The 13,108-nt window shown below is 72.0% G+C and carries 14 protein-coding genes and 1 tRNA gene; 4 read left to right on the forward strand and 11 right to left on the reverse strand.

The annotated features are described in order from the left end of the window. The first annotated feature begins 419 nt into the window (after nt 1–419). Together IH25_RS0135855 and IH25_RS42715 are read left to right on the forward strand one after the other, a co-directional pair. Entirely contained in the window at nt 420–974 is a 555-nt protein-coding gene (locus IH25_RS0135855) for a hypothetical protein (RefSeq protein WP_245172980.1), read from the forward strand. After that, entirely contained in the window at nt 974–1,465 is a 492-nt protein-coding gene (locus IH25_RS42715; RefSeq protein WP_245172981.1) for a hypothetical protein, read from the forward strand. Before IH25_RS0135855 ends, IH25_RS42715 begins: the two co-directional genes overlap by 1 nt. A 434-nt stretch (nt 1,466–1,899) precedes the next feature. On the opposite strand, the gene IH25_RS0135865 is transcribed toward IH25_RS42715, so the two are convergent. Further along, nucleotides 1,900–1,973 (reverse strand) — tRNA-Pro (locus IH25_RS0135865). A 127-nt stretch (nt 1,974–2,100) separates the two neighbouring features. On the opposite strand from IH25_RS0135865, the gene IH25_RS0135870 reads away from it, so the two are divergent. Both IH25_RS0135870 and IH25_RS0135875 read left to right on the forward strand, forming a co-directional pair. Further along, nucleotides 2,101–2,808, forward strand: coding sequence for a thiamine pyrophosphate-dependent enzyme (locus IH25_RS0135870; RefSeq protein ID WP_030620839.1), 708 nt, complete (start codon nt 2,101–2,103; stop codon nt 2,806–2,808). A 32-nt stretch (nt 2,809–2,840) separates the two neighbouring features. After that, on the forward strand, nt 2,841–3,785 hold the full coding sequence (locus IH25_RS0135875) for a transketolase family protein (protein WP_030620842.1): 945 nt from the start codon (nt 2,841–2,843) through the stop codon (nt 3,783–3,785). Between the two features lie 239 nt (nt 3,786–4,024). Here the strand turns inward: IH25_RS0135875 and IH25_RS0135885 are convergent, their stop codons facing one another. The 10 genes from IH25_RS0135885 to IH25_RS0135930 all read right to left on the reverse strand — a co-directional run bounded on the left by IH25_RS0135885 (nt 4,025) and on the right by IH25_RS0135930 (nt 10,991). Next, nucleotides 4,025–4,384 (reverse strand): MmcQ/YjbR family DNA-binding protein, encoded by a 360-nt coding sequence (locus IH25_RS0135885; protein WP_030620848.1) that lies wholly within the window; start codon nt 4,382–4,384, stop codon nt 4,025–4,027. A 30-nt stretch (nt 4,385–4,414) separates the two neighbouring features. Then, nucleotides 4,415–4,942, reverse strand: a complete 528-nt coding sequence (locus IH25_RS0135890; protein WP_037656304.1) for a GNAT family N-acetyltransferase — start codon at nt 4,940–4,942, stop codon at nt 4,415–4,417. A 2-nt stretch (nt 4,943–4,944) separates the two neighbouring features. Further along, nucleotides 4,945–5,511, reverse strand: a complete 567-nt coding sequence (locus IH25_RS0135895) for a helix-turn-helix domain-containing protein (RefSeq protein ID WP_030620852.1) — start codon at nt 5,509–5,511, stop codon at nt 4,945–4,947. A 46-nt stretch (nt 5,512–5,557) separates the two neighbouring features. Then, complete coding sequence (locus IH25_RS0135900; RefSeq protein WP_030620855.1) at nt 5,558–6,460, reverse strand: LysR family transcriptional regulator; 903 nt, start codon at nt 6,458–6,460, stop codon at nt 5,558–5,560. Nucleotides 6,461–6,491: 31 nt separating this feature from the next. After that, on the reverse strand, nt 6,492–7,685 hold the full coding sequence (locus IH25_RS0135905) for a glycine C-acetyltransferase (protein WP_030620858.1): 1,194 nt from the start codon (nt 7,683–7,685) through the stop codon (nt 6,492–6,494). A 36-nt stretch (nt 7,686–7,721) separates the two neighbouring features. Continuing rightward, the gene (gene tdh, locus IH25_RS0135910; protein WP_030620862.1) at nt 7,722–8,750 is read right to left on the reverse strand and encodes an L-threonine 3-dehydrogenase; all 1,029 of its coding nucleotides are present in this window, start codon (nt 8,748–8,750) and stop codon (nt 7,722–7,724) included. A 220-nt stretch (nt 8,751–8,970) separates the two neighbouring features. Then, nucleotides 8,971–9,543, reverse strand: a complete 573-nt coding sequence (locus IH25_RS0135915; RefSeq protein WP_030620864.1) for a GAF domain-containing protein — start codon at nt 9,541–9,543, stop codon at nt 8,971–8,973. A 62-nt stretch (nt 9,544–9,605) separates the two neighbouring features. Beyond that, complete coding sequence (locus IH25_RS0135920) at nt 9,606–10,205, reverse strand: GTP-binding protein (protein WP_030620866.1); 600 nt, start codon at nt 10,203–10,205, stop codon at nt 9,606–9,608. After that, on the reverse strand, nt 10,183–10,554 hold the full coding sequence (locus IH25_RS0135925; RefSeq protein ID WP_030620868.1) for a DUF742 domain-containing protein: 372 nt from the start codon (nt 10,552–10,554) through the stop codon (nt 10,183–10,185). Before IH25_RS0135925 ends, IH25_RS0135920 begins: the two co-directional genes overlap by 23 nt. Nucleotides 10,555–10,556: 2 nt before the next feature. After that, entirely contained in the window at nt 10,557–10,991 is a 435-nt protein-coding gene (locus tag IH25_RS0135930) for a roadblock/LC7 domain-containing protein (protein ID WP_030620871.1), read from the reverse strand. Between the last annotated feature and the right edge of the window lie 2,117 nt (nt 10,992–13,108).

The following is a 13,108-nucleotide window of genomic DNA, read 5'->3' on the forward strand; positions in this document are numbered from 1 at the left end:
GTGACGGCCGCCTTCACGGATCCAGCCGACAGCGAGGGGGCCGGTGGGCAGCAGCTCGGCCGACGCCATGCTGCCCGAGCACTCGGCCGCCGTTGCAGGACGAAGTGATGTGTCCTTGCGGCGAAGCAGTCTGACCCCACGGCATGGCCAGATTGCGTCTGACCGCCGTCACACCGCCTATGCAAGCCAGCAACTAGAGATCAACGCAAAATCGCTGCCCAGTCCGTCCGCGGGGACCGCACCCGAATCTCTGCCGTTTTCGCCAACGCAAGAGCGAAGGTGACCGAGATTCGATCACCGGAAACATGGAAGATTGAAGCTAAAACCGACAGATCGATCAACAGCACCTCTCGCTTGCATGTTCGGTGCCGTACTCTCTCTCCGTCACACCCACCTGTCAGTCACTTCAAGGGGAGAAAGTGAAGATTGTTATACGCCTCGGGGGAGTCTGCGCCGCTTTACTGGCTGCCACGATGGTCGCGCCCATCGCATCGGCAGCCGAACAGCCCAGCCCGCAGGGCAACACGCAGATCGAGGTCATGGACGTCGAGGGCGTCAAGGTCGACAAGCAGGCATCGGTCGAGACGAAGCAAATCATCGAGTCCGACGCGGCCGCTGCCGCAGCCGCCGCCAACGTATGCGGATCCGGCTACACCATCTCCACTGGCGCTGCCAGGTACAGCACCTACGGCACCGCTTACACATGGACCAACGGCAAGACCACAGGCGACCGTCTCTACGACATGCCGATCTGTGCCGTGTTCTTTAACGACACCGGTTCCGCGCACTCCATGGGCATCCGCCTGAAGGACAACTACACCGACACTCCCGACGTCGAGGACTTCGGCACGTACAGCACCTACGCCGGGCCCGTCTACCAGAACAAGGGCTACTGTGGCCAGGCGTACTCCTACATGAAGATCGGAACGAAGGTCGTCGTCGACAACTACTTGTCCGTAGGGGCCTGCAACTGATGTCACCGCGTCACGCGCTGCGCCCCGGTGCATGGGGCGCAGCACTGCTGCTTACCGTACTGATCGCCGGATGTTCCAACGGCGATAACCATGCATCTGAAAACTCGACCATTCCTTCTCCTTCTGCCACACCGAGCAGCGCCCCAAGTGCCCCGGTATCGCCCGAGGCCAGCCCGGAACCCTCACCGGTCATCAGCTACCTAGGGAAGACGAAGATCGTCACACTCGGCGATACGGAGATCCGAGCTACCCGCAACGAGTTGGGCATCAATGTCGCCTGCAACGCCACCAACACCGCCGACAGGACCCGCAACATAAGGGTTACCGTCAGCATCGGCAACGGAGACGACTGGGTGACAACCAACAATTTCAACTTCAAACAAATACCCGCAGGCCAGACGGCCTCAGAAAGCACCGTTATGGGCGGGTCCTTCGAAGGAGACCTGCCGGACGACCCGGAGATCCACATCGACAACGTCGTGTACTACTGACCTGAGCAGGGTCGGGGGGCCGGCACGGTGGCTTCCGCTTCGTTTCCGGCCCCCGCCGCTTCAAACCGTGCGTACGGTTCTCCCGCACACGGCTTTCCGACATCGTTCATCGACTGGCATGCGCCATCGCCCTGTGCACGTTTCCGGTAAGGCGGTAGGCCCCAAGCCGGTGATCGCCGACGCGGGAATCCCGGTCCACGTCCCGCGACGCATCGCCGGCCACGGCTCGCTCACGACCACCCAGCGCTACGGCCGCCGGCGCAGCACGCTCCGCACACCTCGGCCCGGTCCGCGTCCCCACTCGCCCCCGAGTCCGATCGGCCTCCCCGGCCGACACCGGGGAGGGAGCGCTGGTTTCCAACCAGTCCCCAAGAACGATCAAAGGCCGGCTTCGGATTCCTCCGAAGCCGACCCTGATCTGCGACTCTCACAAGTCGGGACGACAGGATTTGAACCTGCGACCCCTTGACCCCCAGTCAAGTGCGCTACCAAGCTGCGCCACGTCCCGGTGCGCGGTCTGACCTGGGGTTTTCCCCGGGCGAACGCGCAGGGAAACAATACCGCACTCGGGTCGGTGATCGCGCGCCCCTTTCGCCGTTGACCTCAAGTTTGGTTGAGGTTGCACGATCAACCGTATGACGACCGCAACCGATCAGGGCCGTGCGTACGGCTATGACGACCTGCCCCGGCTGATGGGGCTGATGACGGGTGACGAGAAGCACGGCCCCGCCGCCACCTCCACGCTCGACGTGCTGTGGGTGCTCTACGACCGGGTGCTCCGGGTGACCCCCGAAGGGCTCGCCGACCCCGACCGGGACCGCTTCCTGCTCAGCAAGGGGCACGGGCCCATGGCCTACTACGCCGTGCTCGCCGCGAAGGGCTTCCTTCCCACGGAGTGGCTGCCGGGGTTCGGCACGTACGACTCCCCGCTCGGGCACCACCCGGACCGGGTGCTGGTGCCGGGCGCCGAGATCGGCAGTGGGTCGCTCGGGCACGGGCTGCCGATCGCCGTGGGCACCGCGCTGGGCCTGCGCGCCCAGGGCCGGACCGATCCGGCGGTCTGGGTGCTGATCGGGGACGCCGAACTGGACGAGGGCAGCAACCACGAGGCGATCGCCTTCGCCGGCCCCGCCGGACTCGACCGGCTGCACACCGTCGTGATCGACAACTCCTCCGCCAGTCACGCGCTGCCCGGCGGGATCGCGGCCCGGTTCGAGGCCGCCGGCTGGTCCGCCGTCACGGTGGACGGCCGCGATCACGCGGCGCTGCACGCGGCGTTCACCGCGCCGCATCCGGGCCGGCCGCATGTCGTCGTGGCCCGTGTCGAGCCGAAGAACGCCTGACCCTCCCCCGCTCCCCGAAAGGGCACACTTCCATGGACACCATGCGTGACCGCTTCGCCCCCGTCGTCTCCCGGCTGCTGGACGAGGACCCGCGCCTCGCCGTCGTCCTCGCCGAGATCGGCCTCGACGGCTTCCGGGACGCCATGCGCCGCCATCCCGACCGGGTGATCAACGTCGGCATCCGCGAACAACTGCTGGTCGGGGCGGCGGCGGGGCTGGCGCTCACCGGGCTGCGGCCCGTCGTGCACACCTTCGCCAGCTTTCTCGTGGAGCGGCCGTTCGAGCAGGTCAAGCTGGACCTGGGGCACCAGGACACGGGCGCGGTGCTGGTGAGCGCCGCCGCCTCCTTCGACTGGCCGGCCGGCGGCTTCACCCACATGGCTCCGGGCGATGTGGCCCTCCTGGACACGCTGGACGGCTGGACCGTGCACGTACCCGGGCATCCGGACGAGGCCGAGACCCTGCTGCGGCACGCGGTCGCCGCGGGTGACGACAAGGTGTACGTACGGTTGTCCGTGCAGTCCAACCGGCAGGGGCGGCCGGTCGACGGGCAGCGCTTCGTCACCGTCCGCGAGGGCCGCTCGGGTGTCGTGGTCGCCGTCGGCCCGCTGCTGGACGCCGTGCTCGCCGCGACGGAGGGCCTGGACGTGACCGTGCTGTACGCGACGACGGTACGGCCGTTCGACGCGGCCGGGCTGCGCCGGGCCACGGAGGCCGCCGGTACGGACGTCGTGCTGGTCGAGCCGTACCTGGCGGGGACCTCCACGACCGCGGTCGGCGAGGCGTTGTCCGATGTGCCGCACCGGGTGCTCGGCCTCGGCGTCGGCCGGCGCGAGCTGCGGCGCTACGGCACCGTCGAGGAGCATGTGGCCGCGCACGGCCTGGACGCGGCGAGCCTGCGGGAGCGGATCGGCGGCTTCGTGGGAGCCGGACGGGTGCCGGTGGGCGGACGCGGCCCGCTCTCCGTGGGCGGGTGAGACACCGGCCTCACCCGGCGGGCGGGGAGGCGGGCCTCAGCGCGCCTGCGCGATCCGGCCTGCGCGGTCCGTCCTCCGTGACGGACGCGGCCGGCTCGGCTCGGACCAGGTCGCGTAGCGTCCGTACCACCGCGCCCGTACCGCCGGCGGGATCGCCGCCACCGACAGGCTCACGGCGGCGGAGGCCGGCAGGACGCGCCCGGCGCCCACCGCCGCCCACCGCCCGCCCACCGGGTGTCTCAGCCCCCGGCCGGGAGCCCCACCTCCGGGTGGGCGTCGAGGAGTCGGGGTGGGGCGGCCTGGCGCCAGGAGTCGGCCAGGATGTCCCGTAGCTCCTCCTCGTCCTCCAGGGCGGCCAGTCTCGCCCGCACCCAGGCGAACTGGGCCTCGTGGCCGGCGATCCAGAACTTGTCCGGCTCGGCCAGCACCAGTTCGTCGCGCTCCACCTTGGGGCAGCGCACGGCGATGGACGTCTCGTCCTCGGGCAGGGTCGCGAACATCTTCCCGGCCACCCGGAACGTGGGCATGCTCCAGGCCACCTTCTCCGTGGTGTCCGGCAGGGACAGGGCGATTCGGCGTACGTCTTCTGCGTCCGGCATGCCACGCAAGGTAGCCCCTGCCACTGACAATCAGCCTCCGGGGCTGCCGTCGAGCCGCTTGTAGTACAGCGTCGTCGGCCGCAGCTCGCCCGCCGGGTTCGCCGCGTAGTCGGGGAGGGTGCCGGCGACGGTCCAGCCGGCCGAGCGGTACAGCCGCTCGGCGGGGCTGCCGGTCTCGGTGTCGAGGTGGAGCAGGGTGCGCCCGTCGGCCGCGGCCGCCCGCTCGGCGGTGGTCAGCAGCCGGCGGCCGAGCCCCTGCCCGCGCGCCGACCGGTGCACCATCAGCTTGACCAGCTCGGCCCGGTGCCGGCTGTTCGGCCTGCCCGGGAAGTCCAGGCCGACGGTGCCGGTCACCCGGTCCGTGGCGTCCAGGGCCGCCCAGACGGCGAGCCCGCCGGCCGCCACGGCGTCCGCCCGCTCCCGCCACCAGGCGACCGCCTCGGCGTGGCCGAGCGGTGCGAGAAAGCCGACGGAGGCACCCGAGGCCACGGTGTCGGTCAGCAGCGCCGCCAGGCCGTCGGCCCGCGCGCGTATCCGGTCGCCGTCCCAGCGCTCGATCCTCACGGCCGTACCACCGCCAGGACGTAGCGCGCCGGGTCGGGGCCGGTGCAGCAAAACCGGGTCGCGCCGGTCACCCGCATCCGCAGGCAGTCCCCCGCGTCGAGCCGGTGGGCCTGTTCGCCGACGGTGACCTCCAGGGCCCCCGCGAGCAGCCACAGGTGCTGTTCCAGGCCGGGCACGGGCGGGCGGTCGTAGGCGAGGTCCGCGCCCGGGGCCAGCCGGCCCTCGACCAGTTCACCGCGCAGTCCGGTGTGCGGCGGGGACACGGACCGGCGTACGAAGCCGGCGGTACGGTCCTCCCACACCTGCTGCTCGGCGGCGCGGACCAGCGGGGCCGGGGCCGCCTCGACCTCGCCGAGCAGCTGGGACATGGTGCGGCCGTAGACGTGGCAGAGCCGGTTCAGGACGGCGGCGGTGGGGCTCGTCTCCGCGCGTTCGGCGCGGGACAGGGTGGACCGGCTGACTCCGCTGCGCTCCGCCAGCTCGCCCAGGGACCAGCCGTGCTCGGCGCGCAGCTCGGCCAGGCGGGCGCCCAGGAGCAGATCGACAGGATCCTCGCTTCTCATATCCGGGACGCTATCCCTGATATGAGACGGCCGTGTTACGGGCGCCTCACGCCCGGGCCGCCTCGCCTAGCGCCTCCAGCACCGGGCGGATCAGCGGATGTCCCTCGGCCCCGCGGCGTACGGCGGCGAAGACGCGGCGGGTCGGGGCGACGCCGTCGACGGGGCGTACGACCACACCGGCGAGGTCCATGCCGCACAGTGCGGAGCGCGGTACGAGGGCGACGCCCGCGTCGGCGGCGGCGAGCGCGACGACGGCGCGGAAGTCGTCGGAGGAGTGCTCCAGGCGGGGCTGGAAGCCGGCGCTCTCGCAGGCGAGGACGACCACGTCGTGGCAGGGATTGCCGGGGTAGGGCCCGATCCAGGGATCCTTGGCCAGCTCGGCCAGGGGCACCTCGGGGGCGTCCGCCAGCCGGTGTCCGAGGGGGACGACCGCGTCGAACGGCTCGGCGTAGAGCGGGACATGGGTCAGTCGGGGATCGTCGGCCGACGGGGCGCCCCGGTACTCGACGGCGACCGCCACGTCCACCTGCCGGTCCAGGACCATGGGCAGACTGGCGTCTCCCTCCGCGTCCCGCACCCGGATCCGTATGCCGGGTGCCTTGGCGGCTAGGCGGGCCACCGCCGGGGCCACGACCTGGGCGATGCCGGTCGCGAAGGCGGCCACGGTGACCGTGCCCGCCTCGCCCGAGCCGTAGGCGGCCAGCTCGGCCTCGGCCCGCTCCAGCTGGGCGAGGACCGCGTTGGTGTGACTGAGCAGGATCTCGCCGGCCGGGGTGAGCCGTACGCCCTTGGCGCCGCGCTCCACCAGGCGGTGGCCGGTCTCCTGCTCCAGGGCCGTCAGCTGCTGGGAGACGGCGGAGGGGGTGAGGTAGAGCGCGGCGGCCGCCGCGGTGACCGTGCGGTGGTCGGCCACCGCGCGGAGGATGTGGAGCCGCCGTGCCTCGATCATGCCCCTGATTATCCCAGCTCGTCCGGCCTGGTCAGGCCGCCAGTTCGGCGCGCGCCGCGACGAAGGCGTCGACCGCGCGGTGGACGTCGTCCGTGGAGTGCGCGGCGGACAGCTGGACCCGGATGCGGGCCTGGCCCTGGGGGACGACCGGGTAGGAGAAGCCGATCACGTACACCCCGCGTCCCAGCAGCAGTTCGGCCATGCGGGCCGCCTTCGCCGCGTCGCCGATCATGACGGGGGCGATGGCGTGGTCCCCGGGGAGGATGTCGAAGCCCTCCTCGGTCATCCGGCGGCGGAACAGCGCCGTGTTGTCGGCCAGCCGGACGCGCAGGTCGTCGGCGGACTCCAGCAGGTCGAGGACCTTCAGGGAGGCGGCGGCGATCACCGGGGCGAGGGTGTTGGAGAACAGGTAGGGGCGGGAGCGCTGGCGCAGCAGGGCGACGATCTCGGCGCGGGCGGCGACGTAGCCGCCGGACGCGCCGCCGAGGGCCTTGCCGAGGGTGCCGGTGATGATGTCGACGCGGTCCATGACGCCGTGCAGTTCGGGGGTGCCCCGGCCGGTCGGGCCGACGAAGCCGACGGCGTGCGAGTCGTCGACCATGACCATCGCGTCGTAGCGGTCGGCGAGGTCGCAGATCTCGCGCAGGGGCGCCACGTAGCCGTCCATGGAGAAGACGCCGTCGGTGACGATCAGCCGGCGGCGGGCGTCGGACGCCTCCTTCAGCTTGGCCTCCAGGTCCGCGAGGTCGCGGTTGGCGTAGCGGAACCGGCGGGCCTTGGACAGCCGGATGCCGTCGATGATGGAGGCGTGGTTGAGGGCGTCGGAGATCACCGCGTCCTGTTCGCCGAGCAGGGTCTCGAAGACACCGCCGTTGGCGTCGAAGCAGGAGGAGTACAGGATGGTGTCCTCCTGGCCGAGGAACGCCGACAGCCTGGCCTCCAGCTCCTTGTGCACCTCCTGGGTGCCGCAGATGAAGCGGACGGAGGCCATGCCGTAGCCCCAGCGGTCCAGGGCCTCGTGGGCGGCGGCGATCACCTCGGGGTGGTCGGCGAGGCCGAGGTAGTTGTTGGCGCAGAAGTTGAGGACCTCGCCGGGGCGGCCGCCGGCGGTGACGTTCACGGTCGCGGACTGCGGGGTGCCGATGACCCGCTCGGGCTTGTGCAGGCCGGCGGCGCGGATCTCGTCGAGGGTGGCGCGCAGGTCGTCGCGGACGGTGTCGAACATGGGGGGGCTCCTGAAGGTGCTCGCGGTTGCAGGGGGTCAGGCGGTCCAGTCGAGGATGACCTTGCCGCCCTTGCCGCTCGCGGCGTCGGCGAAGGCGGCCTCGAAGTCGCGGTAGCCGTACCGGCCGGTGATCACGGGGGCGAGGTCGAGACCGCCCTCCAGCAGCACCGACATCGCGTACCAGGTCTCGAACATCTCGCGCCCGTAGATGCCCTTGATGGTGATCATCGAGGTGACGATCCGGGCCCAGTCGACGGGGAACTCCTCGGCGGGCAGGCCGAGCATGGCGATCCGGCCGCCGTGGGTCATGTTGGCGATCATGTCGCGCATGGCCTCGGGGCGGCCGGACATCTCCAGGCCGATGTCGAAGCCCTCGCGCAGGCCCAGTGCGCGCTGGCCGTCGGCGATGGTGGACCCGGCGACGTTCAGGGCGAGGCTCACGCCGATCTTCCGGGCCAGCTCCAGGCGCTCCTCGCTGACGTCGGTGACGACGACGTTGCGGGCGCCCGCGTGCCGGGCCACGGCGGCGGCCATCAGGCCGATGGGTCCGGCGCCGGTGATCAGGACGTCCTCACCGACCAGCGGGAAGGAGAGCGCGGTGTGCACCGCGTTGCCGAACGGGTCGAAGATCGCGGCCACGTCGAGGTCGACGGGGACCCGGTGCACCCAGACGTTGGACGCGGGCAGGGCCACGTACTCGGCGAACGCGCCGTCACGGCCGACGCCGAGGCCGACGGTGGCCCGGCACAGGTGGCGGCGGCCGGCCAGGCAGTTGCGGCACTTGCCGCACACCAGGTGGCCCTCGCCGCTGACCCGGTCGCCGACGCGGACGTCGGTCACGTCCCGGCCGGTCTCCACGACCTGCCCGACGAACTCGTGGCCGACCACGAGCGGGGTGCGGATGGTCTGCTGGGCCCAGCCGTCCCAGGCCCGGATGTGCAGGTCGGTGCCGCAGATACCGGTCCGCATGACCTTGATGAGGACATCACCGGGGCCGATGGCGGGCTCCGGGACGTCCGTCAGCCGGAGTCCCGGCTCCGCCTTCTCCTTGACCAGCGCCTTCAACGCTACGGCTCCTGTGGGTGAGGCCCGGCCCGCGGGCATGCCGAAGGAGCCCGCACCGGGTCAGAGGGGTGAAATCACCCCGCAATCTGCCCTATGCGCGCGCCGGGGTCCATCGAGCTTTTCTTAACCGGCGCCTCAGCTTTCCTTCAGGCCCCACGGGTGTCCCTCGTCTCCCTCGCGCCGCGCCGTCCTCGAGCCCGGCTCCGGCGGGGCGGGTGTCTCAGAGGGGCAGGCCGTCCAGCGCGCTCCGTTCGAGGCGGCGGACGAGATCGGCGGCGAGCGCCTTGATGGTGTCCAGGCCGGTCCTGCCCCAGGCGCGCGGGGATGTGTCGGCGGCACACACGGTGCCGAGCGCCATGCCGGAGCCGTCGATGAGCGGGGCGCCGAGGTAGGAGCGGATGCCGAACTCGTCGACGACCGGGTTGCCCGCGAACCGCGGGAAGTCGCGGACGTCGTCCAGGACCAGCGCCTTGTGTCGTACCACCACATGGGGGCAGAACCCATGGTCGCGCGGCAGCACCCGGCCCATCTCGGCCCTGCTGCCGTCCTCCCGGACGACCGGCACGGCGGGGGTGCTCAGGCCCGCGAAGAACTGGTGGTCCTCGCCGATGAAGTTGACCATGGCGTAGCTCGCGCCGGTGAGCCGGGCGAGGTCGCCGGCGAAGGCGTCGAGCGCGGGGTCGGGCCGGTCCGCCAGACCCAGCCGGCGCAGCCGGTCGACCCGGGCGGGGGCCTCCTTGTCCTCGGGGGTGAGCAGCAGACCCCGGACCGGCCGGGGCGGCTCGTAGCTCATCGCCGGACTCCGGCGCTGTGGGTGTACCTCATACAGGAACTCCGTGGACGGTGGGTCTTCGATCACCTGTGGGCGCCCTGGCTGGGCGTGGCCGCCGGGGCGAGGGCCAGCAGATGGCGTACGAGGGTGAGCAGGGTCTGGACGCCGGAGCTGGAGATCCGCGCGTCGCAGCGCACCACCGGGATCTCCGGGCCGAGGTCGATGGCGGCCCGCACCTCGTCGGGTGTGTAGCGGTGGGCGCCGTCGAACTCGTTGACGGCGACGATGAAGGCGAGGCCGCGCTCCTCGAAGAAGTCGACGGCGGCGAAGCAGTCCTGGAGGCGCCGGGTGTCGGCGAGGATCACCGCGCCGAGCGCGCCCTCGGACAGTTCGTCCCACATGAACCAGAACCGCTCCTGCCCCGGCGTGCCGAACAGGTACAGCACGTGTTCCGGATCGAGGGTGATCCGGCCGAAGTCCATGGCGACGGTGGTCTCCATCTTGTTCTCGACGCCGTCGAGGCTGTCCGTGCCGACGCCGACCGTGGTGAGCAGCTCCTCCGTGCTGAGCGGCGCGATCTCGCTGACCGCGCCCACGAAGGTCGTCTTGCCGACCCCGAACCCGCCCGCGACGAGGATCTTGAGCGCGGTGGGGAACGGGTCAGAGCTGTCGTCGTAGTCCATCGAGCACTGCCTCCAGCAGAGACCGGTCAGTGGGGGTGTGGTGGTAGGCGGGCGGCTTGGTGGTCAGCGCGCCGCAGTCGACCAGGTCCGACAGCAGCACCTTGGTGACCACCGCGGGCAGCTTCAGCTGAGCGGCGACCTCGGCGACCGGGACGGGCGCGCGGCACAGGTCGAGGGCCTGCGCGTGCTCGGGGCCGAGGTAGCCGAGCGGGGTGACGCCGGTGGCCATCACCTGCGACATCAGGTCGAGGGCGATGCTGGGCTCGGTGCGGCCGTCGCTGACCGTGAACGGTCGCACCAGCCGCCCGGCCGCCTCGTCCAGCCAGGGCCCGTCGCCGGCCGCGGCCACGCTCAAGGCCTCGCCGCCGCCGGGTCCGCGGTCTGCTGCCGGGGGGCGGTCACGAGGTAGGGGCGCACGCTCTTGACCAGCATCGCCATCTCGTAGCCGAGCACGGCGGCGTCGGCCTCGCGGCCGGCCAGCACGGCGAGACAGGTGCCGGAGCCGGCGGTGGTGACGAAGAGCAGGGTCGCGTCGAGTTCGACCACGACCTGGCGCACGTCCCCGCCGTCGCCGAACCGGACGCCCGCGCTGCGGCCGAGGGAGTACAGGCCGCAGGCCAGGGCCGCCATGTGGTCGGCGCTGTCGGCGTCCAGGCCGTGTACGGACTTCACCAGCCCGTCAGAGGAGAGCAGCACCGCGCTGGAGGTGTGCGGTACGCGCTGCACGAGGCCGCTCAGCAGCCAGTCGAGGTCGGATGCGGGGATGGTCGGCGCATCGCTCGCCATGGTGGATCGACTCCTTGGGGTACGAAGATCTGCGGGAGCGCTGGGGGTGGGGGTACGACTGTCTCTTATACACATCTCCGAGCCCACGAGACCTCTCTACATCTCGTATGCCGTCTTCTGCCCGAGCCCATGTCAGGTGCGCCCGTGTGGGCGGAGGCTGTGTGGTGGGGAGCCTCCATGTGCCCGGCGACCATGGGCGCGGCGTCCATGTGGGGCGGATCCATGTGTCGGTAGGCGGTGTTCGCGTACGCCGCTTCGCCGTAGGCCCTGTACGTCCTCCCCTCCCCCGCCGGTCCCTCGTTCGCCGGCTCTTCCCGCCCGGGCCCCGGCTCCCCGTGCCGAGACTCCGCGTGCCCGGACTCCGGGTGCTGCTGCGCCTCGGCGAGGCCGAACCCGCGCTGGAAGGCTGCCATCAGGCCGGGGTCGTGGCCGGCGGCGGTGCCGGCGTCCTGGCGGGGTGCCGGGCCGCCGCGGAGTTGGGGCGCGATGTGCTCCTGGGCGCGCCTGCGGGGCAGTTCGGGCTTGTCCGTGGTGTCCGTGGTGTCGCGCACCATGTCGACGCGCGGGGTGGGCAGCAGACCCATGTGTGCCTCCACCACCGGCCGGTCCTGGGCGCTGATGCCGGGCATGGCGTCGGCGGGGTTGGGCCGAGCCTTATGGGTGCCACGGACCGGCAGCGGGGGCAGGGTGTTTGCTCCCCGGCGTCCGCGCGTGCCGTTCTCGGCGTCGCGCCGCCCGGATCCACGCTGCGCGTGCCGCCGCCGCCCGCTTCCCGGCGCCTGTCCGGCACCGGCACCGGCGCCGGCACCGGTCCCACCCTCGGCCGCGACACCACCGGTTCCGGTGCCGCCGGTCCCGGTCTCTCCGGCCTCGGCTCCTCCGGGAGCGGTTCCTACGGGCTCGGTTCCTCCCGGCCCGGTCTCCGCACCGGTGGCCGGCGCGGAACCGTTTCCCGTGCCGCCCCCGGCACCCTGTCCGTCCGTTCCCCGGCTCGCGCCCCCGGGCGAGGACGCGGCCGTCGGCATCCGCGGCGGCGGCACGGCCACGGCCTCGGTGCCCGCGCCCGCGCCTGCGCCCGTACCCACGCCCATGTGCTCACCCGGCCCCGGCGCCGACACCGATACCGCCCCCTCGTCCGGTCCCGCACCGGCGTCCGTGTCCGCGCCCGGTACACCCCGGGCCTGGCCCAGCAGCGCCTGGGGGACGACTAGGACGGCCTGCACACCGCCGTAGATGTTGGTCTGCAACCGCACCTGGATGCCGTGCCGGCGGGCGAGCTGGGAGACGACGTAGAGGCCGATGCGGCCGTCGGCCAGCAGGCTGGCGACGTTGACCTGGTCGGGGTCGGCGAGCAGGGCGTTCATCCGGTTCTGCTCGGTGACGGGCATGCCCAGCCCGCGGTCCTCGACCTCCACGGCGAGCCCGGAGGTGACGAGGCCGGCGCGGAGCAGCACCTGGGTGTGCGGGGCGGAGAACACCGTGGCGTTCTCGATGAGTTCGGCGAGCAGGTGGATGACGTCGGCGACGGCGTGGCCGCGCAGCTCGCCGTCGATGGGCGGCACCAGCTTGACCCGGGAGTACTGCTCGACCTCGGCGATGGCGGAGCGCAGCACCTCGGTCATGCTGACCGGGTTGCTCCACTGGCGGCGGGAGACGGCGCCGCCGAGCACGGCGAGGTTCTCGGCGTGCCGCCGGATCCGGGTGGCCAGGTGATCGACGTGGAAGAGGCCCTTGAGCAGGCCGGGGTCCTCGATGTCGTTCTCCAGGTCGTCGAGGATCGAGATCTCCCGGTGCACGAGGGACTGAAGCCGGCGCGCGAGGTTGACGAACACCTCCAGCTTCTGTTCGCTGCCCGTCTGGCTGGAGAGCTGGGCGGCCCGGACGACGGCGGTGACGGCGCCGTCGTACGCGCGGGCCAGGTCGGCGGCCAGCAGCTCGAAGTCGTCGGCGCCCGGCGGGGGCCCGCCGCGCCTGCCGCGCTGGGGCGGGGCCTCGCCCTGCCGGAGCGCGTCGACCAGGGCGTGCAGGTCGGCCTCGACACGCGCGGCGGTGCGCCGGAGCGCGTCGACGCGGTCGGCGATCGAGCGGGCGGCGCGGTCGGCGGCCACGGCGGCGAT

The sequence above is a fragment of the Streptomyces achromogenes subsp. achromogenes genome (genome assembly GCF_000720835.1).
In the GTDB taxonomy this organism is placed as follows: Bacteria; Actinomycetota; Actinomycetes; order Streptomycetales; family Streptomycetaceae; genus Streptomyces; species Streptomyces achromogenes.